This window comes from Lacrimispora sphenoides JCM 1415, assembly GCF_900105615.1.
GTDB lineage: Bacteria > Bacillota > Clostridia > Lachnospirales > Lachnospiraceae > Lacrimispora > Lacrimispora sphenoides.
Window position 1 is genome coordinate 4,724,175 of sequence record NZ_LT630003.1, and the last position, 26,026, is coordinate 4,750,200.

The following is a 26,026-nucleotide window of genomic DNA, read 5'->3' on the forward strand; positions in this document are numbered from 1 at the left end:
AGTTGGAGAAACAGGCAAGAATTTATTACACCTCGGATGTGCACGGATACCTGTTCCCCACCTCTTACGGAGACAGAGAAGAACGGCCCATGGGACTTTTAAACTGTATCTCCAACTTTCAAAAAGATGGAAATACTCTTGTATTTGACGGAGGGGATACGCTGCAGGGGGCGCCCTTTGCCACCTATATCACGTCCCGGAAGGAAGCTGTCCCTGGAATAAATCCCATAGCAAGGGTATACAATGAGGCAGGTTACGATGCCGTTGTTCCGGGAAATCATGATTTTAATTTTGGCTATGAGTGTCTTTCTGAATACGTTCAGGCGCTTAAAGGAATCTGTCTCTGTGCCAATGCCAGAGACTTAGAGGGAAAGGCACAGATATCGAGGAGCCATATCTTTACGCTGGAAAATGGGCTTCGCCTGGGAGTGACCGGTGTTGTGACGGATTATGTTAACGTGTGGGAGCAGCCGGAGCATTTAGAGAAGATCCACATTACCGATGCGTTTGAAGCGGCGGCAGAAGAGCTGCAAAATTTAAAAAGCCAGGCAGATGTCACCGTTTGCATCTATCACGGCGGCTATGAATGTGATCTTGATAATGGAATGGTTTTAAGTACATCAGGAGAAAATGTGGGCTGCCGCATTTTAAAGGAGCTGGATTACGACATCCTTTTGACTGCCCACCAGCACATGTCAGTTCCTGGAAGAGATTTATTCGGAACCCATACCCTGCAGCTGGCTCCTAATGCCGCACAGTATGCCTGCCTGGATATCAGGCTTGATAACGGGAAGGTTTCGGTGAAATCTTCCATATGCCCTGCAGGGGAGGTTCATGGGAAAGAGCCTTACGAGTCTCTGCTTCCTCTGGAGGAAGCGGTACAGGAATGGCTGGATGCGGACATCGGCCGCTTAAGGGAGCCGGTTCCGGAAAAGAGCAAGCTTGATATGGCCCTCTATGGGTCGCCCATCGCAGATTTTTTCAATCAGGTCCAGCTTAGCTATACGGGAGCGGATATCTCCTGCGTTGGCCTGGGAAATTCGCCTATCAGCCTGCCGGATCATGTGACGATGCGGGATCTGGTGTGGGTCTACCCGTTTTCCAATACCCTTGTGGTCCTTGAGGTAAAGGAAGAGTTTCTTAAAAAGGCTTTGGAGCGCTGCGCTGAATATTTTACTTTAAAAGATGGGAATATTGAGATATCAGACGTGTTCTTAAAGCCTAAAGTGGAGCATTATAATTATGATTATTTTTCCGGGATCACCTTTGAATTGGACTTAAAAGAGTCAGTGGGAAACCGGGTGAAGAAGATCCTGTATAAAGGAGAACCTCTTGCCGGCCGCACCTTAAGCCTTTGCATGAGCGATTACCGGGCCAGCGGCACCGGAGGTTATGAGGTATACAGGGAATGCCGGGTTATAAAACGCATTGGAACAGAGGTTCCGCAGATGGCTCTGGAGTATTTGCGTAAGCATTCTGTGGTGGAGATTGTTAATAACGGCGGGCTGGTTCTGCTATAATAGCAATCCCAGGTCTTTAAAATCAATGAAAATGAAAGAATTAAATTCATTTTTTAAATCAGTAAATTTATAAAATAAGTTTATCCGGCCGTTCTTCGTAAATTTCTTGACAAAGAACTGCTCTTGCTTTAGTCTAGCCCTATACCGGAGACGGCAGAAAACTTCAAGGCAACGAAGCCATAACATTGTGCATTGGCACAACGAGTTATGGCTTCATTTTTTTGAATCTAAAAGGAGGAGCTGCAATTATGGATCATGGAGATTTGGCCTGGCTTTTGATCAGCTCGGCCCTGGTTTTTATTATGACGCCGGGGCTGGCATTTTTTTACGGAGGTCTGGTAAAACGCAAAAATGTTATTAATATGATGATGTCATCAGCCATCATCATGGGAGTCGGATCTGTTATGTGGGTTTTGGTCGGCTTTTCCCTGTCTTTCAGCGGTGACCTGGGAGGAGTCATCGGTGATTTAAGATGGGCCGGCCTCAATTTCAACACCTTTACGGACACAACCCTGCCTTATCCCAACACCTTGGCCTTTGCCATATTTCAGATGATGTTTGCCATCATCGCCCCGGCTCTGATCACGGGAGCCATTGCGGAGCGGATGAAGTTTGCTTCCCTCGTTCTTTTTATGGTGCTCTGGTCATTGATCGTTTATTATCCCCTGGCTCATATGGTATGGGGAGGAGGCTATTTATTCCGGATCGGTTCTGTTGATTTTGCAGGAGGAAATGTAGTACATATCAGCTCCGGCGTCAGTGCGCTGGTACTTTCCATTCTCCTTGGCAAACGAAAGAACTTAGGAAAAGCGCCATACCATCCTCACAATATCCCCTTCGTATTTCTGGGGGCTTCCCTGCTCTGGTTTGGCTGGTTTGGTTTTAACGGAGGCAGTGCCCTGGAGGCAAACGAGCTGGCAGCCCACGCATTTATGACGACTAACACTGCAGCGGCCTCTGCCCTCCTTTCCTGGGTACTGGTGGAGGTTATAAAGAACGGAAAGCCAACCCTAGTGGGCGCTTCCACCGGTCTGGTCATCGGCCTGGTGGCCATAACTCCCGGCGCCGGCTTTGTACCGGTCTGGGCGGCAATCATTATCGGAGGACTTGTCAGCCCTATTTGTTATTTTTTTATCGATTATGTGAAATCCAGATTTGGCTATGATGATGCCTTAGATGTATTCGGATGCCACGGGATCGGTGGTATCTGGGGCGGGATTGCCACCGGAATATTTGGGAAAACCAGCATTAATCCGGGGGCGGCCTGGAACGGCCTTGCATTTGGTGAAGCCGCTCTTTTCCTCCGCCAGTTGGCGGCCATTGGGATCACCATTGTGATTGCCGTCATAGGAACTCTGATCGCTGCGAGGCTCACTTCACTTGTTACGAAAGGGATTAAGGTTTCAAAGAAAGAGGAAGCTCTCGGACTTGATATCTCGGAGCATGGAGAAACCGCTTATCCCGCATTTAACGGAATGGATTAAGAGAAAGGAGGGCCGCCATATGAAAAAAATAGAAGCATATATCCGTCCGGAGAAACTGGAGGAAATTAAGGAAGTCATAGATAAGCTTAACTTAAATGGCTTAAGCGTCATGCAGGTCATGGGCTGCGGAAACCAGAAGGGCTGGACGGAGTTTGTCCGGGGTGTTGAAGTGGATTATAACTTTCTCACAAAAATCAAAATCGAGACGGTAGTGCCGGATGAACAGGCGGAGGCTGTTGCCTCCTGTATCGCAGACAGGGCTTATACCGGAGAATTTGGCGATGGGAAGATATTTATATCCGATGTACAAGATGCCATCAGGATCCGCACCGGAGAGAGAGGAGTTGACGCGGTCAAATAAGGAAGATCCTTCTATCTGCCTTGCTTCTGATAAATGAGAGGCAGGGCAGTTATTTTGCCAAAATATACATTTACTCATGTCGAAAAGCTTTGTCGAGGTATCAAAAACCGACGCAAAGGTCATAATTTATATTGTCCCCGTTGAAAGAATATTCATTTTTAAGTATAATAGTATTATTACATTCAATGAAAAAGAGATAAAACCATGGAGGAATTATGAACATCAGAGTTGTAGTAGTGGATAACTCAGAGGAATTATTAATCAAGCTGACTCGTATTTTAAAGGAAATAGACGGAATTGAGCTGTGCGGAAGCTTCAATGATGCCATTACTGCCATGCAATATGTGAGAGAAAATCCGGTAGATATGGTGTTTTCGGATGTGGTCATGCCGGACATCAGCGGAATTACTCTCGCAGCTAAGCTTTATGAACTTCCGGCCCCACCGGAGGTAGTGCTTCTTTCCGGCATTCCCGGCTTTTCGCTGGAAGCCTGGAAGATACGTGCTTTTGGCTTTATTATAAAGCCTTATACAAAAACGCAGATTATTAAAATGATTGATCAATATAGAATGAATAAAAGAGTAGTCGTATAAAGTACGTAGAACATAGCAGGCGGTGATTTTTGCCTTCACATGGCAGGATAAGTCTGGGATATAATGGTTAAACAGTCAAAAGGGGTTTTTGCGTTTTCTGTAACGCAAAAACCCTTAAAAAATCATTTCAAATCTACGGAAAGCCTTGTATTTCCTTACTTTTTGTAATTTAATGGACGAACCCAGATGACTATGATATAATGATAAGACAGTGAAAAAGAGAACCCTTTTTTCCATAAGGAGAAAGATATGAAAGAAAAGTTCAAAATAAAGGGACAGCTAAGGACGTATATGCAGTGGCCGCTTTATCTAAGCGCACTGCTGATCGCCGCCAATACGGTGATCGGCGCTGCCAGTACAAAGGCGGGCATTATAATGGCAGTTTTTACGCTATTGTATGTTGGTATAGCAGTCTGGCTTTATACTTACAGAAGGAGACTTCTGATGAGCGGCCTTGTGGAATTTTCTGCGGAATATTCCTGGATGCAGAAGCAGCTTCTTACTGATCTGGAACTTCCGTATGCAATGGCGGATGTAGACGGAAGGATTTTCTGGGGGAATACAGCGTTTTCAGAGGTACTGGGGGAAGAAAAGCCTCTAAAAGTCGCAAAAAAGAACCTCATGACTATTTTTCCGGAGATTACGAAGGAAGTGTTAAAGCTTAACGATGGAATGGCCGTTTTGCATGCCGCACGCAATGAAAGGAAATACCAGATCCGCTTAAAACCTGTCTTTATGAAAGATTCACCGGAAGCGATTATTTCAACCGTTGAAGTGGAGGCTGCCGGACAGATGCTCGTGGCAGTCTATCTTTTTGATGAAACGGAGATTCTCTCCTATAAACAGATGGTAGATGATCAGAAAATGGTGGCCGGTCTTATTTATCTGGATAATTATGATGAGGCGTTAGAGAGTGTGGAAGAAGTGCGCCGTTCTCTGCTTACAGCCCTCATTGACCGGAAGATCACGAAGTACATCTCCAATATGAACGGAATCGTTAAGAAGCTGGAGAAAGATAAATATTTTATTTCCATAAAACAGTCCTATATTACTGAACTGAAAGAAAACCGTTTTTCGATTCTGGAGGAAGTGAAAACCGTCAATATCGGCAATGAGATGGCAGTGACATTGAGCATTGGCCTTGGTATGAACGGGGATAGCTATTCCAGAAATTACGAGTTCGCAAGAATCGCTATTGATATGGCCCTTGGACGGGGCGGTGACCAGGCGGTGATAAAGGATGGCGAACGGATCCAGTATTTCGGAGGCAAGGCCCAGCAGGTAGAGAAGACTACCCGCGTGAAGGCCCGTGTAAAGGCTCACGCCCTCAGAGAGCTGATGGAAACAAAGGACCGGCTGCTTATTATGGGGCACCGTTTAACGGATATTGATGCCTTTGGCGCTGCAGTCGGAATATACCGCATTGCCACGGCCATGGATAAGAAGGCCCATATCATTATTAATGAAGTGACGACCTCGGTACGCCCGATTCTAGATCGTTTTGTGGGGAATCCCGATTACCCGGAGGATTTATTCCTGACCGGATCCAAGGCAGCAGAGCTTGTAGATGCCAATACTCTGTTGGTGGTGGTGGATGTAAACCGTCCCAGTATCACCGATGCCCCGGAGCTATTGCGTCTTGTTAAGACTATTGTGGTCCTGGACCATCACAGGCAGAGCAGTGAGATTATTGACAATGCGGTCCTGTCCTATGTAGAGCCGTATGCTTCCTCCTCCTGTGAGATGGTAGCGGAGGTGCTGCAATACATTGCAGACGGAATTAAGATCAAATCGGCGGAAGCAGATGCCCTGTATGCAGGGATCGTCATTGATACCAATAATTTCACCAATCAAACGGGGGTCAGGACCTTTGAAGCAGCAGCTTTCTTAAGAAGAAACGGCGCGGATGTGGTCCGTGTGCGGAAGATGTTCCGCGATGACCTGGAAGATTACAAGGCAAAGGCAGAGGCTGTCCGTGAGGCGGAGATTTTCGAAGGCTGCTTTGCCATCAGCGTGTGTTCCTCGGAAGGAATCGGAAGCCCTACGGTTGTAGGAGCTCAGGCAGCCAATGAGCTGCTTGACATAGCCGGGATCAAGGCCTCCATTGTAATGACAGATTATAATCATGCGGTGTATATAAGCGCCCGTTCCATAGATGAAGTCAATGTACAGGTCATGATGGAAAAACTGGGCGGCGGCGGACACCGTACCATCGCAGGCGCACAGCTTGCAGGAGTCAGCATTGAAGAAGCCAAAACCCGCGTAAAAGCGGTTATAAAAGAGATGTTAGAGAAGGGAGACATATCATAATGGAAATTGTATTATTAGAAGACGTAAAGGCATTGGGCAAGAAGGGACAGATCGTTAAGGTTAACGACGGATATGCAAGAAATTTCATTCTCCCTAAAAAGCTGGGAATTGAGGCAACGGCTAAGAATTTAAATGACTTAAAGCTTCAGAAGGCCAATGAGGCCAGGATCGCAGCGGAACAGCTGGAGGCAGCAAAGGAGCTTGGAGCCAAGCTTTCAGAAGCAGCTATCACCTTATCCATTCGTGCAGGAGAGGGCGGAAGAGCCTTTGGCTCCGTATCAGGAAAGGAAATTTCCGCTGCCATTAAGAGCCAGCTGGGATATGACATTGATAAAAAGAAGCTGGTTCTTCCTGAACCACTTAAGACCTTTGGTTCCCATGAGGTTCCAATCAAGCTTCATAAAGATGTAACTGCAAAACTGAATGTTAAGGTAGTGGAAAGCTAGGAGGCATGAACATGGATGATGCCCTGATCAAACGGGTACTCCCTCACAGCATCGAGGCAGAGCAATCTGTCATCGGTTCCATGCTGATGGACCGGGATGCAATCATCACGGCTTCCGAGATCGTTACAGCAGGAGATTTTTACCAGCACCAGTATGGCATCATGTTTGAGGCCATGCTGGAGCTTTTTAATGAGAACTTACCGGTGGATTTGGTGACTCTTCAAAACCGTTTAAAGGTAAAAGATGTTCCTCCCGAAGTTTCAAGTCTTGATTTTGTCAGGGATATCATCACCACAGTCCCTACATCCGCCAATATAAAGTCCTATGCAAATATTGTCCGTGAAAAAGCGGTTTTAAGGCGGCTTATTAAGGCAAATGAAGAAATAGCCAACACCTGCTACGCAGGAAAGGAACCCTTAGAAACCATTATGGCTGTCACGGAAAAGACCATATTTGATCTGCTTCAGAACCGCAGCTCCGGAGATTTCGTACCCATCCGCCAGGTTGCCATGAATGTTCTGGAAAAAATCGAAGAAGCTTCCAAAAACCAGGGAACGGTAACCGGAATCCCCACAGGCTTTATTGACTTGGATTATAAGACCTCCGGTCTGCAGCCTTCCGATTTCGTCCTCATCGCCGCCCGTCCTTCCATGGGAAAGACGGCATTTGTACTGAACCTGGTAGACCATATCGCTGTAAAAAAAGGCCTGCCCTGTATGGTATTCAGCCTGGAGATGTCCAAGGAACAGCTGGTAAACCGTATGCTGGCCATGGAATCCAATGTAGATTCCCAGAAGCTCAGAACCGGAACCTTATCCGATTCCGACTGGGATGCTGTGGTAGAGGGAATCGGAGTTATCGGCAATTCCAAGCTGATCATAGACGATACCCCAGGAATCTCAATCGGAGAACTGCGTTCCAAATGCCGTAAGATGAAGCTGGAATACGGTCTTAGCGTAGTCATCATCGATTACCTTCAGTTGATGAGCGGAAGCGGAAAAGGCGGAGACAACCGCCAGCAGGAGATCTCAGAAATTTCCAGATCCCTAAAAGCCCTGGCAAGAGAGATGAACGCCCCTGTAATCGCCTTATCCCAGCTAAGCCGTGCCTGCGAAACAAGACCCGACCACCGCCCCATGCTATCCGACCTCCGAGAATCCGGAGCCATCGAGCAGGATGCCGACGTGGTTATGTTCTTATACCGTGATGATTATTATAATAAAGATACGGATATGCCTAATATTGCGGAAGTAATAATTGCAAAACAGAGAAACGGTCCGATCGGAACGATTAATCTGGTCTGGAGACCGGAGTATACGAAGTTTGCAAACATGGCCAAGCAATGAGCAGGATAGAAAAAGAGAGTCCCCTGGCCCCGGAAAAGCAAGTATTTTTGTTTTTCCGGGGCCAGGGGACTCTCTTTTTCTATGGGGCGAACGCCCCCCATCTGGGAGAATGGATTCGAACCTCGAATCCATTCTCCCAGATGGCTCCTGCGGCCCCACTAAATTCCCCCCCTTCTCCCAGATGGCTCCTGCGGCCCCGCTAAATTCCCCCCCTTCCCCCAGATGGCTCCTGCACCCCCGCCATTTCTCTTTTCCCCCCCATCCATTTACTCCCCCCCTCTAAAAATTTTCTCAAATCCCTCAAAAAACTTCCAATTCCCATTCATAATCCATCCGAAGTCCGCATATGATATAAATAGTAAGGTTATGAAAACTTAACGAACCAAAGGAGAGGATATAGCTATGGCTGAGATACATTACTTAATATCGGATGCATCGAAGAAGGTCGATGTGGAGTCTCATGTCCTTAGATACTGGGAGGACGAGCTGGAGTTAAAGATTCCCAGAAATGAGATGGGGCACCGGTATTACACTGAAGCACACATCCGTTTATTCAAGCAGATCAAGGACTTAAAGGACAAGGGGTATCAGTTAAAGGCCATTAAGACAGCGCTTGACAAGGTTATTGAGGAGGGCAGAGACCCCGTCATACCAGATGAGTTACTGGAAGGACAGGTAGCTCAGGAATTAAAAGAGAGTGCAATATCTGGCACTGATGATGGGACAGGCCTGGACGTACATAACACGGCGCAGATTTCCATTGCCCAGGAGAAAATGGAGCAGTTTCAGGAGATCATGAACCATATCATTGGACGGGCTTTAGAGGTAAATAATGAGCAGTTAAGCCAGGATGTCAGCTGCTTGGTCAATGACAAGGTCATTAAGGAAATGGAATATTTATTGAATTTAAAAGAAGAAAAAGAAGAGGAGCGGTTCAAACAGCTGGACGAGCTTATGCGTTCGTATCAAAAGGACAACAAAGGGCGTGCAGAAGCTGCTGCTTCTAAGATTCCATTTTTTAACCGAAAAAAGAAGTTCGGGCGAAATGGAAAAAAGTTATAAAACCACACTACTTTCAGATAAATAGAGCCATCAAACAGGCTCTGGCAAGGAAATCCGCAGCTGCCGGTGAAAGTGGAAACTGCGGATTTTTTATGCTAACAGGTTATTATTCTTTACAAGCATTTACAAAAGTCTGAAACAGTCGGAACGCTTCTCCATTCTTTTCCCACAGATATTCCGGATGCCATTGAACCCCGATAAAAAAGGGATAGTCTGTCATTTCCAGTGCCTCGATCAAATGGTCTGGAGAGTAGGCGGAAGCAATAAGTCCGGGAGCAAGATCCCTGACGGCCTGATGGTGCATGCTGTTGACCTTTATCGAAGAGCTTTCTGATATACGGGCAAGGAGGCTGCCCTCGTTTAAAGCAACCGTATGGCACGGCATATCATAACTAAATGGTTGGGAATGGGCCAGAGGAAAATCACGTGTTACCTGGGAGGGGATATCCTGCCAGATGTTTCCTCCAAGAGCGATGTTTAGAACCTGGATTCCCCGGCAGATCCCAAGGACCGGTTTCCGAAGTTCCATAATCATAGGGAGCAGGGAAATCTCCATCTGGTCCCTGGCTGCGGACACATTGCCGCAGTGAGCCTGTGTCTCTTCCCCAAAAAGGAAGGGGTGCACATCAGGACCGCCTGTGAACAGAAATCCATCCATATCCTTTGACAGCTGCTTTAAATCTTCTTCTGAGGCATCTAAGGGCATCACGACTGGGATTGCTCCCGCAGCTTTTAATGCCCGCATATAAGTAGGACGTGCCTTAACATCACCGCTTTCAATATCGTGGGCGGGGGTCAGGCCGATCAGTGGCTTTCTCATATTAGAAATGTCCTTTCCTTTATCCGGTTAATTCATTCATATGCAGATATAAAGAACGTGTTGATATAACAAAATGCCTCTTCCTTTCGGAAGAGGCATTTATGTATCATAATTATGCTTCAGAAATAGCTCCTGTTGGACATACGCCCTCACAAGCGCCACAATCGATACATGCATCAGCATCAATAACAAACTGAGAATCACCCTGGCTAATAGCGCTTACTGGGCATTCACCTTCACAGCTTCCGCAGCTAACGCAAGCGTCACTAATAACTCGTGCCATGATAAATTACCTCCTTATATTATATAGATTTTTCTATATTTTATACTATAAATCAGAAATATTCAAGTAGTAAATGGTACAATTATTGTTTAATTTTGGGAGCAATACCGATCAGGGATTCCTGTGCGTACATCCCTGATTCCGCTTAAGATTATCTTCTTGGCGGCAACGGCACCATCCTTTGACATGGGGGGAATATCCTTTAAGGGATATTCCATACCCATGCTCTCGTATTTTACCTTTCCCATGTCGTGATAAGGCAGGACATCAAGGGCCTTCACATTCTTAAGCCCGCCGATAAAACGCCCCAGCCTGTATAGATCAGGGGTCTCATCCGTGATCTGCGGCACTGCCACATGACGGATCCACACCGGGATATCCCGGTCGCTTAAACACTGGGCAAAATCCAGAATGTTTTCATTGGAATGACCTGTAAGTGTTTTGTGCTTTGTATCAACAATTTGCTTGATGTCCAGCATGACAAGATCGGTAGAGTCCAAAAGCCGGTCTATTTTCTTCCTGTAATCCGGGTCATTCCTGTGAAACGTGACACCTGAAGTATCCAGGCAGGTATGGATGCTCTTCTTTCCTGCGGCTTCAAAAAGCTCAGTCACAAAATCCAGCTGCATAAGAGGCTCTCCGCCGGTGGCCGTGATGCCTCCGCCCCGGTAAAAATTCCGGGACGACTCATACTGCTTTAATAGTTCTTCTACCGTCATTGCCGTGCCGCCCGCCATCTTCCAGGTGTCCGGATTATGGCAATATTGGCAGCGCATGGGACAGCCTTGTAAAAAAATCACCATACGCACACCCGGTCCGTCAACGGTACCGAAGCTTTCAATGGAATGGATATATCCTGTCATACAGATCGCCTTCTTTGCTTATTACATATTGTTGTGGAACGTACGGGAGATTACCTCATCCTGCTGTTCCTTTGTCAGCTTGATAAAATTCACCGCATAACCGGATACGCGCACGGTAAGCTGGGGATAACTTTCCGGATGCTTCTGAGCGTCTAATAAGGTATCACGGGTGAATACATTAACATTTAAGTGATGTCCGCCTTCTTCTACATAGCCATCTAATAAATTAACAAGGTTATTGATTTGAGATTCGCTGATATTTGCCATTTTATAATCCTCCTATTGTATTTAATAAGTGTCTTCCATAAACAGCCGGTTGCTTTCCGGGTCTTCATCTTCTGTATCCAAGGCCTGGAATAAAGTGGGCACTCTGCAGGCGGAATTTCCGTCTGCACAATCCGTGGAGTTTGTGGTAGTAACTGATTTAGCCATTGTTTCATCGGTACTTACAGTACCGTCTTCTGATACGCGGATGTTCATATGTCCGCCGCTTCCAGCCATGAACTGGTCAAGCATGGAGACGATATCGTCAATCTGTTTCTCCTTTGGATCTGCCATAATAACCACTCCTTATTTCTGGTCTTCGCTGAGAGCCAGCTCTAAATCCACCTCTAAATCTCCTGTGAAGATCTGATCTTCTTTGCCAAGGGCTCCCGGTACGATAGAGAATGTATTGGAGATCCCATCCTGGGCATCTCTGAACGGAAGCTTTGCAACCGATGCCAGGGAAGCGACAGCACCGTGAGTATCTCTAAGGTGCATTGGGTTTGCGCCAGGCGCAAAGGCTTCACCCTTCTTACGTCCGTCAGGAGTTGCTCCTGTATTCTTACCATATACTACGTTGGAAGTGATTGTTAAGATTGAGGTGGTTGGAATGCCGCCGCGGTAAGTGTGGTTTCCTTTTACATAGTTCATAAAGGTGTGAACCAGTTCGTTTGCGATCATGTCTACCCGGTCATCGTTATTGCCGTATTTGGGGAAGTCGCCTTCTACGATATAATCGGTTACGATTCCGTTTTCATCCCGTACGGTTTTAACCTTGGCATATTTGATGGCGGATAAGGAGTCAGCCACTACGGAAAGTCCGGCAATACCGGTTGCGAACCAACGGGTTACCTTTTTATCGTGAAGAGCCATCTGAATACGCTCATAGCTGTATTTGTCATGCATATAGTGAATGACGTTCAAGGTGTTTACATAAACCCTTGCAAGCCAGTTCATCATATCCTTATAGGCAGCCATAACCTCTTCATAATCCAGGTACTCGGAAGTGATGGGGCGGTATTTGGGGCCGACCTGTTTTTTGGTGACTTCATCAATGCCGCCGTTAATAGCATATAACAGGCATTTTGCAAGATTGGCCCTTGCGCCGAAGTTCTGCATTTCCTTACCAACCCTCATGGAAGATACGCAGCAGGCAATGGCATAATCATCTCCATGTGTCACTCTCATCAGGTCATCGTTCTCATACTGAATGGAAGAGGATTCAATGGAAGTCCTTGCGCAGAAGCGCTTAAAGTTTTCCGGAAGCTTTGTAGACCAGAGCACGGTTAAGTTTGGCTCAGGAGCTGTTCCCAGATTCGTAAGGGTGTGGAGGTAGCGGAAGGAAGTCTTGGTCACCAGATGGCGTCCGTCGATGCCGACTCCTCCGATGGATTCTGTTACCCAGGTAGGATCGCCGGAGAACAGCTCATTGTATTCCGGAGTACGGGCGAATTTTACCAGACGAAGCTTCATGATGAAATGATCCACGAACTCCTGAATCTGCTCTTCGGTAAAGGTTCCATCTTCTAAATCTCTCTGTGCATAAACATCAATAAAGGTGGAGGTGCGGCCTAAGGACATGGCTGCTCCGTTTTGTTCCTTGACAGCGGCAAGGTAGGCAAAGTACAGCCACTGGATCGCCTCTTCTACGTTGGCTGCCGGTTTTGAAATATCAAAGCCATAGATGCTTCCCAGCTCCTTTAATTCCTTAAGGGCACGGATCTGCTCAGAAAGCTCTTCTCTTTCCCGGATCACGTCAGAATACATGGTAGTACGTGTTGTATCCTTCTGCTCTTCCTTATCTGCGATCAGGCGGTCAATGCCGTAAAGGGCCACCCGGCGGTAATCTCCGATGATGCGGCCGCGGCCATAGGCATCCGGAAGGCCTGTGATGATGTGGTTGGAACGGCAGTCACGCATTTCCTGGGTATAAGCATCAAAAACGCCTGCATTGTGTGTCTTTCTGTGAATCGTAAAAAATTTCTTAACTTCAGGATCAATGGTATAACCATTATCCGCGCAGGCCTTCTCTGCCATACGGATACCGCCGTAAGGCTGTAAGGAACGCTTAAAAGGCTTATCAGTCTGAAAGCCTACGATTGTTTCTTTGTCTTTATCTAAATATCCCGGTCCGTGGGAAGTGATGGTGGAAATGTTCTTTGTATCCATATCCAGCACGCCGCCGGCCTCCCGCTCCTGTTTGGATAAATCCATAACCTGCGCCCAAAGAGCGTTTGTTGCTGTGGTAGGTCCGGCAAGAAAGGAATCATCGCCGTCATAAGGAGTGTAATTTTTCTGTATAAAGTCCCTGACGTTGATCTCCCGTTCCCAAACACCGCCCGTGAAAGCTCTCCATTCTGTTCTCATAGTATTGTTCCTCCGTAAAATCTGCTGTATAAGTGTCAATTATAAATGAGTGCCGTCAAAGATTATAATTCATACAACCTTTGTATGAATACATTATATATGAATACTGTATACAATGTCAAGACTACTTGTTGAGAAAAATTTGTCAAAAAGAAGTCGGAAGGAAAAAAAGGAATTTAGTCCTTGCTAATAAGGAAGAAAAGTATTATATTATAAAGACAGTAAATACAATTTTTTAAGGAGGAACACAAGATGCAGATCCAGAAGGATATGTTAATAGGAGCATTGCTTGAAATGGACGAGAACATTGCACCTATGTTAATGCGCGCAGGTATGCATTGCCTCGGCTGTCCGGCATCTCAGGGTGAGTCCCTGGAGGAAGCCTGCCAGGTTCATGGAATAGACTGTGATGTACTGGTTTCCCAGATTAACGAAGTGTTAGCAGAAGTATAGAATATATTACGATATGACAGGAGGCAGTCCTTAAGGACCAGCCTCCTGTTTTTTGTGCGGGCAGCGAGCCGGCGGGTTTCTTATGACTGCCGTTTTTCTTCCCTGTAATGCTTCGGGCTGACGCCGAATTCCTGTTTAAAGATCTTGGAAAAGGTTAAAGGGTTATGATATCCGATGTCTGTGGCAATTTCCTGAATGGATAAGGATGTGGTGGCAAGCTGATTGGCGGCAATGTTAAGCCGGTACCTCATTAAGTATTCCTGAGGAGAAACGTGAAGCTGCTTTTTGAATATTGTAGTCAAATAGGAACGGTTGATCCCGATGTAGTCTGCGATGTCCTGGACCTTGATACTGTCGTAGTTCAGCTTAATATACTGAAGGGCATAATCTACATAAGTATCGATGGAATAGTCGTACTGGTTCTTCTTAATGGTTCTTATGGTATTCTGCATTTCGATCAGGGTGGACAATATCTCGTATAGGTATCCCACCCGCTTGATTTCATTGGCAAAGGTCAGTTCGCTGGTATCCAGTATTTTGTGTATCATGGGAAGATAAAGCTGATTGGGAATCTGGGAATGGATGGCAGGGAGCTGCGGGGATATGCCCGCATAGCTTAAATAAGCCTCTGCCATCTCTCCGTCAAAGGTAATCCACATGTACTCCCAGGGATTTTTAAGATCCGCATTGTAAAGAACGGGATGTCCCTTGGGAATGAGAAAGATGTCATCGGTTTTTATATCATACCGTTTCCCATTAATTTCCAGAGAGCCTGCGCCGCCCAGCACAAAGTGAAGGTGATATTCATTTGGAATCTTGTGATCGTAGGTGTATCCCGGAGGACACTGCTGGATCCCGCAGTGGACCAGGTACAGATCATTGGTCTGCCGTTTAATGTTCCTTAAGCAGCGGAACCCGGCAACATTTTTATAAGTCGTTTGTTTTTCGCTCAAAGATATACCCCCTCAAAATGGTGAAAGACCCTGTCAGACGATCCGCTTTTTTTAGGATGTTTGATAGGGTCAAGTATACAGGCATTATAGGCAACTTGTAAATAATGATTCCTGGGAGTTTCTTTTACTGGTACATTTTCATGTAATCCCCATGGGCTGCAATGAGTTCATCCACCATGGCACGGATATCTTTTATGTTAAGCTCGGCAGCAGTGTGAGGATCCAGCATGGCAGCCTGGTAAATGGTTTTCTTATCCCTGTTACGGGCGGCTTCTATGGTAAGAAGCTGGGGATTTATGTTTGTCATGTTCATGGCCGCAAGCTGGGTGGGAAGGGGGCCTACATGGCATGGAGTGATTCCGCTTCCGTCTACCAGACAGGGAACTTCTACGCAGGCATCGGCAGGGAGGTTATCAATAAGCCCCTGGTTTAAGACACTTGCCCCGATCTTGTAAGGCTTATTGGTCAGAATTGCTTCCATAATATAGGAGGCGTATTCATGGGAACGCACATGGGTGATCTGTCCGTTGTTAAGAATAGAGTTCTTTTCTTCTTCCCACTCATTGATCTGCTTGATGCAGCGCCGCGGGTATTCATCTAAAGGGATCTGGAATTCTTCGATCATTTCCGGGTATTTGGATTTTATGAACAACGGATTGTATTCTGCATTGTGTTCACTGGATTCCGTACAGTAATAGTCTAACTGGTTGATGTATTCAAAGCGTACCATATCCTTATGTTTTTCTGTCTGGTTTTTCCAGGAGGCCTTCTGACGGATCATGGGGTAAAGGTCGTTTCCATCTCTGTCATGGAGCTTTAAGAGCCAGGCCATATGGTTAATTCCTGCAATTAATTCTGTTCGCCCTTCCAGCTTATCTTCCATATCAAGGCCCTTTAATAAGGTTTCTGAGCATACCTGGACGCTGTGGCATAAACCAATGGTTTTAATGGATGTGTAACGCTGCATGTAACCAGTTAAGATAGCCATGGGATTGGTATAATTTAAGAAGTAGGCATCCGGACAAACCTCCTCCATGTCTCTGGCAAAATCCTCCATGACCGGAATGGTCCTTAAGCCCCGCATAATTCCGCCGATCCCCAGGGTATCCGCAATGGTTTGTTTTAAGCCGTATTTTTTAGGGATTTCAAAGTCTGTAATCGTACAGGGATCATAACCGCCCACCTGAATGGCGTTCACTACAAAGGTGGCACCGGATAAGGCCTCCTTCCGGTTTTCCACTCCCAGATAAGTTTTGATATCAGCCCGTCCTTCATTCACATTTTTGTTGATTGCATTCAGAATAAGCTCCGAATCCGAAAGCCGCACCTGATCAATATCGTAAAGAGCGATCACAGCGTCCTGAAGTATTGGAGTACACATGCAGTCGCCTAAGACATTTCTTGCAAATATCGTGCTCCCTGCCCCCATAAAAGTTATTTTTACCATGTTCCTTCCTCCTTGTTTTCCTTGTCTGTCTGATGAGGATATTGTATAATTGCAGCAGAAAAAAAGATAGGAAGTTTGTTTCATAAAATTGTCATTTTGTTGTATGGAGGGTGAAACATGAATCAATTGGTACGGGGGCTGACCATTTATTACTGCGGTCGTGAACAGTGTGTGTCAGGGCATTTTTTCGGACCTGCGATCCGGAAGCATTACCTGATGCATGTGATACTTAGGGGAAAGGGGATCTACCGGACAGGAGGCGAGGAATATGCCTTAAAAGAAGGAGATGCATTTTTGATCAAACCCCAGGAGGTCACGTATTATCAGGCGGATAAGGAGGAGCCCTGGGAATATGCCTGGGCAGCTTTTGCAGGGACTGAAGCGGAGAGAATGTTAAGCGATTACCGGCAGGAGGAAAATGAATATGTGTACCATTTCGAACACGGAGAGGAATGGCGAGACTATATGGACCGGCTGGTGACCGTCTTTGAAAGCGGGGAACACAGTATGGATGAGACAGCAGGGTATCTTTATCTGCTGTTTTCCCGGTTCCCAAAACGCAGCAAGGAAGTGGGAGAGTATGAGCAGAGCTATCTGTCCAGGGCGGAAACATATATACGCCATAATTACAGCTACCCCATTCAGATCGGAGATGTGGCAAAATATGTAGGAATCGACAGGACCTATCTGTACCGGCTTTTTATGAAATATAAGGGCATTTCTCCGAAGCAGTATTTAACAGCCTACCGGATCATGGAGGCTAAGCGCCTATTAGAGGATACGGGCCTTAGTATAACGGAAACCGGTTTATCCTGCGGCTTTCATGACGCTTCGGTATTCTGTAAAAGTTTCCTGCAGACAGAGGGGGAGTCTCCGCTCCAGTATCGGAAGAAGATGAGAGAAGAGGTTTGGTAAATATAACAAAACACCATGTACCTATCACATTAGTCTATGTAATATGGATAAAAAATAGTTTATAATCAGGGTTAGGTAAATAAAAATACACAAAAAATGGTTTTAAATTTAGTCTTAACTATATAAACTGACTAATCAAAGGGAGGTAACAAAATGAAACGTAAATGGTGGTTGACAGCGGCAATGGCAGCGGTTATGGCAGCAGCACTGGTTGGCTGCGGAAGCAAGACCCGGAAGGAAACTGCTCCTGCAAGCGCGGGAGAAACAAAGCAGGCGGAGGAAAGCTCCAGTGAGTCAGGAAATACGGCTGCTCAGGGAACTCTGACGGTTGCAATCTGGGACAAGAACCAGGAACCGGGACTTACGGAGATCATGAAGGACTTTACAAATGAAACGGGAATTAAAACACAGATTCAGGTAACTCCATGGGAGCAGTACTGGACCATGCTGGAGGCAGGAGCAACCGGCGGATCTCTTCCCGATGTTTTTTGGATGCATTCCAATGAGATCGCAAGGTATTCCCAATACGAGATGCTCCTGGACTTAACGGACCGGATCAAGGAGAGCAAGAAGCTGGAAATGGATAAATTCCCTAAGGACATTGTGCAGATCTATAATTGGGAAGGTACAAAGCAGTATGCAGTGCCAAAGGATATCGATACCATCGCGCTCTGGTACAACAAAACCATGTTTGATGAAGCAGGAGTCCCTTATCCCGACAAGGATTGGACCTGGGATGATTATGCAGAAGCAGCAAAAAAGCTGACCAAAGCAGATGGAAGCCAGTATGGATTTGCATTAAGGCCCACCAATGACCAGGCAGGCTGGAATAATATCGTTTATGATATGGGCGGTTATGTAATCAGCGATGATAAGAAGTCTTCCGGATTTGACCAGCCGGGAACCATCAAGGCCTTAACGTTTATCACGGATCTGATGAAAGAAGGATATGCGCCTCCATATGAAGTGATGGCGGAGAATACAGAGGAAGCTTTGTTTGAAGCTGGCAAGGTAGCCATGATTACGGCTGGCTCTTGGATGCTTCCGGAGCTTTGCAATAATGATTACGTAAAGGAAAACTGTGACATCGCAGTCCTTCCAAAAGATGCAGCCTCTGGAAAGAGGATCTCCATTTACAATGGACTGGGCTGGGCGGCTTCTGCCAATACCGGCATGCCAGAAGAAGCATGGAAGCTGATTGAATACATGGGATCAAAGGATGCTCAGCAGAAGCAGTCTGACCTTGGAATCGTTATTTCTGCCTATAAAGGGACAACGGATAACTGGATAAAGGCATATCAGGGCTTTAACCTCCAGGCATATTTAGATATGATGAGTGACCTGGTCATCAGGCCATACTCTAAATCAACGGTTGCCTGGAACAATATGAGCTATGAAAAATTAATTGATGCATGGACCGGAGCCAAGAGCGTGGAGGATGTCTGCAAGGACATGGCTCAGGAAATGAATGCCATGCTGGCACAAGAATAGGAGGGGCTGGGGAGGCAGGCTTTTAAAGCGCCTCCCCCTTTTTAACCGAATCAAGTGGTGAAGCGTATTGCGAATATCCGCTTGACAAAGAAATACGGAGGGTCTGCATGAACAGAAAGTCAAAGGTATCAAGGCGGGAGAGAAGTGAATTTTTATGGGGGTGGATGTTTTTACTGCCCACCATGGCAGGGCTTATTATATTAAACATCATCCCTATTTTTCAGACCATTTATCAGAGTTTTTTCAAAACAGGGGCTTTTGGCAAAGGCAATGTATTTATTGGCTTTGACAATTACCGGAAGCTTTTTAGTGATGGGACTGTATGGCAGGCTTTGTGGAACACATGTAAATATGCGGTGGTGGAAGTACCGTTTTCCATTGCGATTGCCCTTGTGTTAGCCGTATTTTTAAATGGAAAAATCCGGGGGCGCTCAATATGGAGGACCATTTATTTCCTGCCAATGGTAGCCGCTCCCGCAGCGGTGGCTATGGTTTGGAGATGGCTTTATAATTCGGAATTCGGACTGTTTAATCATCTGCTTCGCGGGATAGGACTTTCCGGAGTGAACTGGATCTCTAATCCCAATATCGCATTCATCTCTGTGGCCATCGTGGGAATCTGGTCTGTGATCGGTTATAATATGGTACTGTTTTTTGCAGGCCTTCAGGAAATACCCAGAGACTATTATGAGGCGGCGCAGATTGACGGAGCAAACGGGATCAGCCAGTTTTTTACGATTACACTGCCCTTAATATCACCCACCATGTTTTTTGTGACCGTGACCAGAGTCATAGGGGCCATGCAGGTGTTTGACAGCATCTATATGATGATGGGAAGAAGCAACCCGGCGCTTGTAAAGACCCAGTCCCTGGTGTACCTTTTCTATAAATATTCGTTTATAGAAGGAAACAAGGGATACGGCTCTTCCATTGTCATGCTGCTTCTTATGGTAATCCTTCTGATCACAATGATTCAGATGATTTGTCAGAAAAAATGGGTGAACTACAGCTAGGGAGGAGAATTATGGATAAGAGTAGAAAAATTAAATCAGCCATCGTTTACTTCATTCTTATAATCGGGTCTGTCATTATGCTGGTCCCCTTTTTGTGGATGTTTTTAACGGCCTTTAAAAGTACATCGGAAGCAACTCAGATGAATCCGTTCATCATTTTTCCTACGGTATGGAGAAAGGAAGCATTTTTATCTATCATAAGCAAAATGAACTTTTTAAGGCTGTACTGGAATACGCTGCTGCTTATTGTAGAACGGGTCATTTGCGCGGTGCTTACTGCAACCATGGCAGGATATGCTTTTGGACGCCTTCACTTTAAGGGAAAGAATCTGGCCTTTTCCCTGGTTTTGTTTCAGATGATGGTGCCATCCCAGATCTTTATTATTCCTCAATACTTAATGGTGAGTAAGCTGGGAATGTTAAATACCTCCTTTGGCCTGCTTTTTCCGGGTCTCGTGACAGCCTTTGGAACCTTCTTGTTAAGGCAGGCTTATATGGGGCTTCCCTCTTCCTTAGAGGAGGCGGCCAGGCTTGACGGCTGCAATATCGGCCAGACCTTTCTTTATGTAATGGCCCCCCTTACAAAATCCTCCATGGTGGCTCTGGGTATCTTTACCGCGCTGTTTGGATTTAAGGAGCTGATGTGGCCTCTGGTGGTCAACACAGAGCAAAATACCATGCCCCTGTCTGCCGCCCTTGCAAAGCTGCAGGGACAGTTTGAAACAAATTATCCGGAGCTTATGGCAGCATCCCTACTAGCCTGTATCCCCATGATTGTCATTTATCTGATATTCCAGAAACAGTTTATAGAAGGAATTGCTACATCCGGAGGAAAATTATAAAAGGAGTATGAATTATGTCTATCATTTATCATGAACAAGCGAAACACTTCCACCTGTATAACCAGTCCATGAGTTATATCATTCAGATCATGGCCAATGGCCAACTGGGAAATCTGTACTATGGGAAACGGATTACAGACAGGGAGTCCTATGCATATCTCCTTGAGACAGGAGAGCGCGCCCATGCCGCCATAAGCTGTCCGGAGCCGGTCAGCTTATGTCTCCAATATACGAAGCAGGAATATCCTGCTTATGGAACAGGGGATTACCGGTATGGTGCCTGCATCGTCAGGCAGGAGAATGGCAGCAGGATCACAAACTTTACTTATGCGTCCCACCGTATCTTTGAGGGGAAGCACTCCATAGAGCCTCTTCCTGCCACCTACGTGGAAGAGGAGAGGGAGGCTGCCACCCTGGAGATCACCCTTCATGATGATGTGATGGATACGGATCTGGTTCTTTCCTATACGATCTATGAAGAGATGCCGGTCCTTACAAGGCATGCCCGTTTTGACCACCATGGCAAGGAGGAAATCATCCTCTTAACGGCTATGAGCGGAGCTGTTGACCTTCCGGATTGTGATTATGAGATGATTCAGCTTTCCGGGGCATGGTCCAGGGAACGGTATTTGAAGAGGCGTTCCCTGGAACAGGGAATACAGTCCATCTACAGCATGAGAGGGATCAGCAGCGCAGAGCACAACCCATTCCTGGCACTTGTAAGAAAAGAGACTACGGAGAACAGCGGCCAGGTATATGGCTTCAGCCTTGTGTACAGCGGCAGCTTCTTAGGACAGGTAGAAGTCTGCACCCATGATACCACCCGGGTGCTCATGGGAATTCATCCGGATACCTTTGAATGGCCTTTAAAAGCGGGGGAATCTTTCCAGACTCCGGAGCTTGTGATGGTTTATTCGGAGCAGGGGCTTTCTTTTATGAGCCAGATCTTCCACCGGTTATACAGGACCCGGCTTGCGAGAGGGTATTGGAGAGACAGGGAAAGACCGGTGCTTTTGAACAACTGGGAAGCAACCTATATGGATTTTAACGAAGAAAAGATTCTCGCAATTGCTAAAAAGGCGAAGGAAACGGGCGTGGAGCTGTTTGTTCTAGATGACGGCTGGTTTGGCGAACGAAGTGATGACCACAGGGGCCTGGGAGACTGGCAAGTGAACCGGAATAAACTGCCGGAAGGAATTTCCGGACTTTCTGAGAAGGTGGAAGCCCTGGGCTTAAAATTCGGTCTGTGGATCGAGCCGGAGATGGTCAATAAAGACAGCCGGTTTTACGAGGCCCATCCGGACTGGATCCTGTCCGCTCCCGGCCGCTATGAAACGCCAAGCAGAAATCAGCATGTCCTTGATTTTTCAAGAAAGGAAATTGTTGATGCGGTTTACGGCATGTTAAAGGACATTATTGCCAATGCAAGAATCTCCTATATCAAGTGGGACATGAACCGGTACCTGACGGAATGCTACTCCAGAGGAACCTCCCCCGACGGGCAGGGAATGGTGATGCATAAATTTATCCTGGGAGTCTATGACTTATATACCCGGCTCACCAGGGACTTCCCGGAGATCCTGTTTGAATCCTGCGCCAGCGGAGGGGCCAGGTTTGACCCTGGAATGCTGTACTTTGCTCCCCAGGCATGGTGCAGTGACAATACGGATGCCATGGACCGGCTAAAGATCCAGTACGGGACTACCATGGTTTATCCCATATCCAGCATCGGAGCCCATGTCTCTGCGGTTCCCAACCATCAGATTCACAGAATAACGCCTTTGGATTCCAGGGGAAATGCAGCGATTTTCGGGGCTTTTGGATATGAACTGGATTTGAATCATTTGTCTTCCGAGGAAATAGAGACGGTAAAGCAGCAGATTGCATGCTATAAGAAGTACCGGAAACTTTTACACCAGGGAACGTTTTACCGGCTAAAAAGTCCATTTGAAGGAAATGATACGGCATGGATGGCAGTATCAGAAGATTTGGAACAGGCAATCGCCGCTTATTATCAGGTTTTGAATCCGGCCAATGCAGGCTGGCTGCGGTTAAAGCTCCAGGGGCTTTGTGAGGATATGCTTTATAAAGTTTCCCTGCCGGGAGAGACCGGGGAATACTACGGAAGCGAGCTTATGTACGCCGGTATTCCCATTGACAGAAGCCGCCTTTTTAGAGAATCAGGGGATTTTGCCTCTTTCCTCATCTTTATTAATAAGAAATCAGAATAAAGAAAAAAGTCCGGGCAGGCATTGTCTGGACTTTTTTAATGTAATAAATTACATTACTGTTAAGTAATCTGCCTTTTTATTGAAAAATATTTTACAGCATGCTATAATTCCTAAAAATAATGCATGATTCCTTAAAAAAAATGAATGTAGGGGATGAATACAATGAAGGATTATAATGTACACTTGACACTGATTGACCGAATTATACTGGAATCCTATAAGATCATGATGGAAGGGCTTGCTGATTATCTGGGGGGAGGCTATGAGATGGTGCTTCATAGTCTGGAGGATACGGAGCATTCCGTCATTAAGATCATCAATGGACACCACACAGGACGTACGGAAGGAATGCCGATTACAGACCTGGCCCTTCAGATGCTGGAAGAAATTGAAAAGGATGGCGACAAAAGCTACATCTCCTATTTTACCAAGAACAAAAAAGGAGAACCATTAAAATCCTCTACCATTGTGGTACGGGGGGAGGAAAAACGAATCATCGGCCTTTTATGTATCAATTTTTATTTGAATACAGGTTTTTCTGAGATCCTGACCAGCTATATCCCCGCAATATCTACTCATTCCCTGGTTAAAACTGAAACCTTTGCTAAAAATGTGGATGAATTGATTTTCAGCAAAGTCCAGGAGGTCCGGAAAACGGTATTGGCAGATGAAGGGATACTTCCGTCTCTTAAAAATAAGGAAATCATTAATTCCCTGCATCAACAGGGGGTTTTTACCATGAAAGATGCGGTTGTAAAGGTAGCCGACTATCTGGGAATATCTAAAAACACCGTGTATATGCACATTCGGAATGTAGGAGTAACTACAGAAAAAAAGAACGAATAAACATTAATACAGTGAAATGGGTTGATAATGAAAAACACTGCAGGTTTTTGTGAAAAATAACAAAAAACCTGCAGATTTTTTTGTTTATTTGTTAGAAGAACATAATAATATTGCAATTAAAAAGTATCTATGGTAAAATAAATTACATCATATAAATGAATACAATAAAATTTATTTTATTGTATGAAAGGAAGGTATTGATATGGAGGAAAGTAAAAAGAGTAAGAAGGGGCTAGGATTGGTACCAAGGCTGATTATTGCAATTATCATTGGTATTTTAATTGGAATGTATTGCCCCAGTTTTGTAACTTCAATATTAATTACCGTATCAGATTTGTTTAAACAGTTTTTAATGTTTATCATTCCTCTTATGGTGGTGGCTTTTGTTACTATGGGAATTGCGGACCTGTCTCAGGGAGCCGGAAAGCTGCTGGCATTTACCGCAGCGATTTCCTATGCTTCCACGCTGCTGGCAGGAAGCGCATCTTATGTTGTAGCCAGTACATTTTTCCCTTCTTTTGTGAATGAAGAAGTTGTTGCAAAAGTTGCATCTGCAAGTGACAAGGCGATCAGCGGATATTTTTCCCTGGAGATCACACCGCTGCTTGAAACAACAGCAGCTGTTGTACTGGCCTTTGTACTGGGAGTATGCATCAGCACCATGAGGGGCAAAGAGATCGGAGATGCCCTGTATAATGTGTTCAAAGAGTTTTCCGAGATTATTACTAAGGTACTGGGCCGGGTGATCATTCCGCTTCTTCCTTTATATATCTGCGGAACCTTTGCCAAGATGACTTATCAGGGAACTACCTTTGCGATTATGTCAGTGCTTTGGAAGGTTTTTGTGATCGTGATATTGCTTCATTTAATCTATCTGCTAGCGGCCTTTACCTTTGCAGGTATATTGACAAAAAGAAATCCGCTTACCATGTTAAAGAACCAGATACCCGGCTATCTGACTGCGATTGGTACCCAGTCTTCTGCGGCTACCATTCCGGTTAATATTAAATGTGCCGAAAGCAATGGTATCTCAGAAGAAATCCGTAACTTCGTAATTCCGCTGTGCGCTAATATTCATATGGCAGGTTCTATAATCACAATTACCTGCTGTGTGACTGCAACCCTGCTTATTTACGGCATGCCTCATGGATTCCTTACCCTGTTCCCGTTTATCTGTGTGCTGGGAGTAGCCTTGGTTGCATCTCCTGGAGCTCCGGGAGGCTCTATCTTTACGGCGACTCCATTCTTCCCGATTGCAGGAATACCAGCAGTAGGAGATATTGCCAGCCTTCTTCAGGCAATGTATATTGCACAGGACAGCTTTGGAACAGCATGTAACGTATCCGGAGATAATGCGATCAGCGCGCTGGTTGATATGTATTACCATAAATATATTAAGAAAGATAACAAAGGCTAAGGTGATTGCGAAAGGAGAAGGCTGATTATGCCGTCTATCAGTATTTTCGAGGTAATCGGCCCTAATATGGTAGGGCCATCCAGTTCCCATACTGCGGGTGCTGTGGCAATTGCTCTTCTGGTTAAAAAAATGTTCAACGAACCCATTCGCGAAGTGGAGTTTGTTTTGTACGGTTCTTTTGCAAAGACCTACAAAGGCCATGGAACCGACCGTGCGCTTCTTGGCGGCATCCTGGGGTTTGAGACTTATGATTTAAGAATTAAGAATTCCTTCCAGTTAGCTGATGAATGCGGGATAAAGTATTCCTTCCAGGTGGATGAAAAAGAAACAGAAGTTCATCCAAACACAGTAGAGATACATGTGTCTGGAGAAAAGGGCGGAACGATATCGGTCCGCGGTGTCTCCCTAGGAGGCGGTAAAGTTAAAATTATCAGGATCAACGGCATTGATGTAGACTTTACCGGGGAATATTCCACACTGGTTATACGCCACCTGGACTATCCCGGCATGGTGGCCTATATTGCCACCAGTTTAAGTGAACGCAATGTAAATATTGCTTTCATGCGCCTGTTCCGGGAACAAAAAGGGGCGACTGCTTATTCTGTGGTGGAATCTGATGAGGAAATCCCACAGGAATTGCTGGATAAGCTGCGGCAGCACCCCAAAGTAGAAGATGTTATGCTTATACAGGTTTAGGAG

The 26,026-nt window shown here is 45.8% G+C and carries 25 protein-coding genes; 17 read left to right on the forward strand and 8 right to left on the reverse strand.

Annotation, left to right across the window (positions count from 1 at the left end):
- Window positions 1-2 precede the first annotated feature (2 nt).
- From BMX69_RS21325 to BMX69_RS21360, 8 genes are all read left to right on the forward strand, one after another.
- Window positions 3-1,520: a bifunctional metallophosphatase/5'-nucleotidase gene (locus BMX69_RS21325; RefSeq protein ID WP_100043461.1), complete on the forward strand. Its 1,518-nt coding sequence runs from the start codon at window positions 3-5 to the stop codon at window positions 1,518-1,520.
- A gap of 248 nt (window positions 1,521-1,768) precedes the next feature.
- Window positions 1,769-3,004 carry an ammonium transporter gene (locus BMX69_RS21330; RefSeq protein WP_100043462.1) on the forward strand — a complete coding sequence of 412 codons (1,236 nt, stop codon included), beginning with the start codon at window positions 1,769-1,771 and terminating at the stop codon, window positions 3,002-3,004.
- A gap of 19 nt (window positions 3,005-3,023) precedes the next feature.
- The gene (locus BMX69_RS21335; protein WP_100043463.1) at window positions 3,024-3,365 is read left to right on the forward strand and encodes a P-II family nitrogen regulator; all 342 of its coding nucleotides are present in this window, start codon (window positions 3,024-3,026) and stop codon (window positions 3,363-3,365) included.
- A gap of 215 nt (window positions 3,366-3,580) precedes the next feature.
- Window positions 3,581-3,958 carry a LytR/AlgR family response regulator transcription factor gene (locus BMX69_RS21340; RefSeq protein ID WP_054790994.1) on the forward strand — a complete coding sequence of 126 codons (378 nt, stop codon included), beginning with the start codon at window positions 3,581-3,583 and terminating at the stop codon, window positions 3,956-3,958.
- Window positions 3,959-4,207: 249 nt separating this feature from the next.
- Window positions 4,208-6,268 (forward strand): DHH family phosphoesterase, encoded by a 2,061-nt coding sequence (locus BMX69_RS21345; RefSeq protein ID WP_100043464.1) that lies wholly within the window; start codon window positions 4,208-4,210, stop codon window positions 6,266-6,268.
- The gene (gene rplI / locus BMX69_RS21350) at window positions 6,268-6,714 is read left to right on the forward strand and encodes a 50S ribosomal protein L9 (protein ID WP_054790993.1); all 447 of its coding nucleotides are present in this window, start codon (window positions 6,268-6,270) and stop codon (window positions 6,712-6,714) included. Before BMX69_RS21345 ends, rplI begins: the two co-directional genes overlap by 1 nt.
- A gap of 11 nt (window positions 6,715-6,725) precedes the next feature.
- On the forward strand, window positions 6,726-8,060 hold the full coding sequence (dnaB, locus tag BMX69_RS21355; protein ID WP_100043465.1) for a replicative DNA helicase: 1,335 nt from the start codon (window positions 6,726-6,728) through the stop codon (window positions 8,058-8,060).
- Between the two features lie 402 nt (window positions 8,061-8,462).
- A complete protein-coding gene (locus BMX69_RS21360; RefSeq protein ID WP_100043466.1) occupies window positions 8,463-9,122 on the forward strand; it encodes a helix-turn-helix domain-containing protein in 660 nt (219 codons plus the stop codon).
- 106 nt (window positions 9,123-9,228) lie between these two features.
- Here BMX69_RS21360 and BMX69_RS21365 read toward each other — a convergent pair whose 3' ends face one another.
- The 6 genes from BMX69_RS21365 to pflB form a co-directional block, all read right to left on the reverse strand.
- Window positions 9,229-9,942, reverse strand: coding sequence for a gamma-glutamyl-gamma-aminobutyrate hydrolase family protein (locus BMX69_RS21365; protein ID WP_054791682.1), 714 nt, complete (start codon window positions 9,940-9,942; stop codon window positions 9,229-9,231).
- A 112-nt stretch (window positions 9,943-10,054) separates the two neighbouring features.
- Window positions 10,055-10,225, reverse strand: coding sequence for a DUF362 domain-containing protein (locus BMX69_RS21370; protein WP_025231031.1), 171 nt, complete (start codon window positions 10,223-10,225; stop codon window positions 10,055-10,057).
- A gap of 89 nt (window positions 10,226-10,314) precedes the next feature.
- Window positions 10,315-11,088 carry a pyruvate formate-lyase-activating protein gene (gene pflA / locus BMX69_RS21375; RefSeq protein ID WP_100043467.1) on the reverse strand — a complete coding sequence of 258 codons (774 nt, stop codon included), beginning with the start codon at window positions 11,086-11,088 and terminating at the stop codon, window positions 10,315-10,317.
- A 21-nt stretch (window positions 11,089-11,109) separates the two neighbouring features.
- Window positions 11,110-11,355, reverse strand: a complete 246-nt coding sequence (gene grcA3, locus BMX69_RS21380; protein WP_025231033.1) for an autonomous glycyl radical cofactor GrcA3 — start codon at window positions 11,353-11,355, stop codon at window positions 11,110-11,112.
- A gap of 21 nt (window positions 11,356-11,376) precedes the next feature.
- Window positions 11,377-11,646: a hypothetical protein gene (locus tag BMX69_RS21385; protein WP_054791681.1), complete on the reverse strand. Its 270-nt coding sequence runs from the start codon at window positions 11,644-11,646 to the stop codon at window positions 11,377-11,379.
- Between the two features lie 12 nt (window positions 11,647-11,658).
- The gene (gene pflB / locus BMX69_RS21390) at window positions 11,659-13,719 is read right to left on the reverse strand and encodes a formate C-acetyltransferase (protein ID WP_100043468.1); all 2,061 of its coding nucleotides are present in this window, start codon (window positions 13,717-13,719) and stop codon (window positions 11,659-11,661) included.
- A 252-nt stretch (window positions 13,720-13,971) separates the two neighbouring features.
- Here pflB and BMX69_RS21395 point away from each other — a divergent pair, with 252 nt between their 5' ends.
- Window positions 13,972-14,172, forward strand: coding sequence for a DUF1858 domain-containing protein (locus BMX69_RS21395; protein ID WP_025231036.1), 201 nt, complete (start codon window positions 13,972-13,974; stop codon window positions 14,170-14,172).
- Between the two features lie 80 nt (window positions 14,173-14,252).
- Here BMX69_RS21395 and BMX69_RS21400 read toward each other — a convergent pair whose 3' ends face one another.
- Complete coding sequence (locus BMX69_RS21400) at window positions 14,253-15,125, reverse strand: AraC family transcriptional regulator (RefSeq protein WP_025231037.1); 873 nt, start codon at window positions 15,123-15,125, stop codon at window positions 14,253-14,255.
- Window positions 15,126-15,249: 124 nt separating this feature from the next.
- On the reverse strand, window positions 15,250-16,572 hold the full coding sequence (gene melA, locus BMX69_RS21405) for an alpha-glucosidase/alpha-galactosidase (protein ID WP_100043469.1): 1,323 nt from the start codon (window positions 16,570-16,572) through the stop codon (window positions 15,250-15,252).
- 117 nt (window positions 16,573-16,689) lie between these two features.
- Here melA and BMX69_RS21410 point away from each other — a divergent pair, with 117 nt between their 5' ends.
- The 8 genes from BMX69_RS21410 to sdaAB all read left to right on the forward strand — a co-directional run bounded on the left by BMX69_RS21410 (window position 16,690) and on the right by sdaAB (window position 26,023).
- Window positions 16,690-17,487 (forward strand): AraC family transcriptional regulator, encoded by a 798-nt coding sequence (locus tag BMX69_RS21410; protein ID WP_242941314.1) that lies wholly within the window; start codon window positions 16,690-16,692, stop codon window positions 17,485-17,487.
- Window positions 17,488-17,640: 153 nt separating this feature from the next.
- The gene (locus BMX69_RS21415) at window positions 17,641-18,978 is read left to right on the forward strand and encodes an ABC transporter substrate-binding protein (protein ID WP_100043470.1); all 1,338 of its coding nucleotides are present in this window, start codon (window positions 17,641-17,643) and stop codon (window positions 18,976-18,978) included.
- A gap of 107 nt (window positions 18,979-19,085) precedes the next feature.
- The gene (locus BMX69_RS21420) at window positions 19,086-19,991 is read left to right on the forward strand and encodes a carbohydrate ABC transporter permease (RefSeq protein ID WP_100043471.1); all 906 of its coding nucleotides are present in this window, start codon (window positions 19,086-19,088) and stop codon (window positions 19,989-19,991) included.
- An 11-nt stretch (window positions 19,992-20,002) separates the two neighbouring features.
- The gene (locus tag BMX69_RS21425) at window positions 20,003-20,833 is read left to right on the forward strand and encodes a carbohydrate ABC transporter permease (protein WP_054791678.1); all 831 of its coding nucleotides are present in this window, start codon (window positions 20,003-20,005) and stop codon (window positions 20,831-20,833) included.
- Window positions 20,834-20,847: 14 nt separating this feature from the next.
- Window positions 20,848-23,064 carry an alpha-galactosidase gene (locus BMX69_RS21430; RefSeq protein ID WP_100043472.1) on the forward strand — a complete coding sequence of 739 codons (2,217 nt, stop codon included), beginning with the start codon at window positions 20,848-20,850 and terminating at the stop codon, window positions 23,062-23,064.
- A gap of 162 nt (window positions 23,065-23,226) precedes the next feature.
- A complete protein-coding gene (locus BMX69_RS21435; RefSeq protein WP_025231044.1) occupies window positions 23,227-23,910 on the forward strand; it encodes a helix-turn-helix transcriptional regulator in 684 nt (227 codons plus the stop codon).
- Window positions 23,911-24,112: 202 nt separating this feature from the next.
- The gene (locus tag BMX69_RS21440) at window positions 24,113-25,327 is read left to right on the forward strand and encodes a dicarboxylate/amino acid:cation symporter (RefSeq protein WP_054791677.1); all 1,215 of its coding nucleotides are present in this window, start codon (window positions 24,113-24,115) and stop codon (window positions 25,325-25,327) included.
- A 27-nt stretch (window positions 25,328-25,354) separates the two neighbouring features.
- Entirely contained in the window at window positions 25,355-26,023 is a 669-nt protein-coding gene (gene sdaAB, locus BMX69_RS21445) for an L-serine ammonia-lyase, iron-sulfur-dependent subunit beta (protein WP_100043473.1), read from the forward strand.
- Window positions 26,024-26,026: the final 3 nt, after the last annotated feature.

Excerpts from the sequence above, each read along its gene's own strand:
- BMX69_RS21330 (WP_100043462.1), top strand. The coding sequence starts at position 1,769 with ATGGATCATGGAGATTTGGCCTGGCTTTTGATCAGCTCGGCCCTGGTT.
- BMX69_RS21335 (WP_100043463.1), top strand. The coding sequence starts at position 3,024 with ATGAAAAAAATAGAAGCATATATCCGTCCGGAGAAACTGGAGGAAATT.
- BMX69_RS21340 (WP_054790994.1), top strand. The coding sequence starts at position 3,581 with ATGAACATCAGAGTTGTAGTAGTGGATAACTCAGAGGAATTATTAATC.
- BMX69_RS21345 (WP_100043464.1), top strand. The coding sequence starts at position 4,208 with ATGAAAGAAAAGTTCAAAATAAAGGGACAGCTAAGGACGTATATGCAG.
- rplI (WP_054790993.1), top strand. The coding sequence starts at position 6,268 with ATGGAAATTGTATTATTAGAAGACGTAAAGGCATTGGGCAAGAAGGGA.
- dnaB (WP_100043465.1), top strand. The coding sequence starts at position 6,726 with ATGGATGATGCCCTGATCAAACGGGTACTCCCTCACAGCATCGAGGCA.
- BMX69_RS21360 (WP_100043466.1), top strand. The coding sequence starts at position 8,463 with ATGGCTGAGATACATTACTTAATATCGGATGCATCGAAGAAGGTCGAT.
- BMX69_RS21365 (WP_054791682.1), bottom strand. The coding sequence starts at position 9,942 with ATGAGAAAGCCACTGATCGGCCTGACCCCCGCCCACGATATTGAAAGC.
- BMX69_RS21370 (WP_025231031.1), bottom strand. The coding sequence starts at position 10,225 with ATGGCACGAGTTATTAGTGACGCTTGCGTTAGCTGCGGAAGCTGTGAA.
- pflA (WP_100043467.1), bottom strand. The coding sequence starts at position 11,088 with ATGACAGGATATATCCATTCCATTGAAAGCTTCGGTACCGTTGACGGA.
- grcA3 (WP_025231033.1), bottom strand. The coding sequence starts at position 11,355 with ATGGCAAATATCAGCGAATCTCAAATCAATAACCTTGTTAATTTATTA.
- BMX69_RS21385 (WP_054791681.1), bottom strand. The coding sequence starts at position 11,646 with ATGGCAGATCCAAAGGAGAAACAGATTGACGATATCGTCTCCATGCTT.
- pflB (WP_100043468.1), bottom strand. The coding sequence starts at position 13,719 with ATGAGAACAGAATGGAGAGCTTTCACGGGCGGTGTTTGGGAACGGGAG.
- BMX69_RS21395 (WP_025231036.1), top strand. The coding sequence starts at position 13,972 with ATGCAGATCCAGAAGGATATGTTAATAGGAGCATTGCTTGAAATGGAC.
- melA (WP_100043469.1), bottom strand. The coding sequence starts at position 16,572 with ATGGTAAAAATAACTTTTATGGGGGCAGGGAGCACGATATTTGCAAGA.
- BMX69_RS21410 (WP_242941314.1), top strand. The coding sequence starts at position 16,690 with ATGAATCAATTGGTACGGGGGCTGACCATTTATTACTGCGGTCGTGAA.
- BMX69_RS21415 (WP_100043470.1), top strand. The coding sequence starts at position 17,641 with ATGAAACGTAAATGGTGGTTGACAGCGGCAATGGCAGCGGTTATGGCA.
- BMX69_RS21420 (WP_100043471.1), top strand. The coding sequence starts at position 19,086 with ATGAACAGAAAGTCAAAGGTATCAAGGCGGGAGAGAAGTGAATTTTTA.
- BMX69_RS21425 (WP_054791678.1), top strand. The coding sequence starts at position 20,003 with ATGGATAAGAGTAGAAAAATTAAATCAGCCATCGTTTACTTCATTCTT.
- BMX69_RS21430 (WP_100043472.1), top strand. The coding sequence starts at position 20,848 with ATGTCTATCATTTATCATGAACAAGCGAAACACTTCCACCTGTATAAC.
- BMX69_RS21435 (WP_025231044.1), top strand. The coding sequence starts at position 23,227 with ATGAAGGATTATAATGTACACTTGACACTGATTGACCGAATTATACTG.
- BMX69_RS21440 (WP_054791677.1), top strand. The coding sequence starts at position 24,113 with ATGGAGGAAAGTAAAAAGAGTAAGAAGGGGCTAGGATTGGTACCAAGG.
- sdaAB (WP_100043473.1), top strand. The coding sequence starts at position 25,355 with ATGCCGTCTATCAGTATTTTCGAGGTAATCGGCCCTAATATGGTAGGG.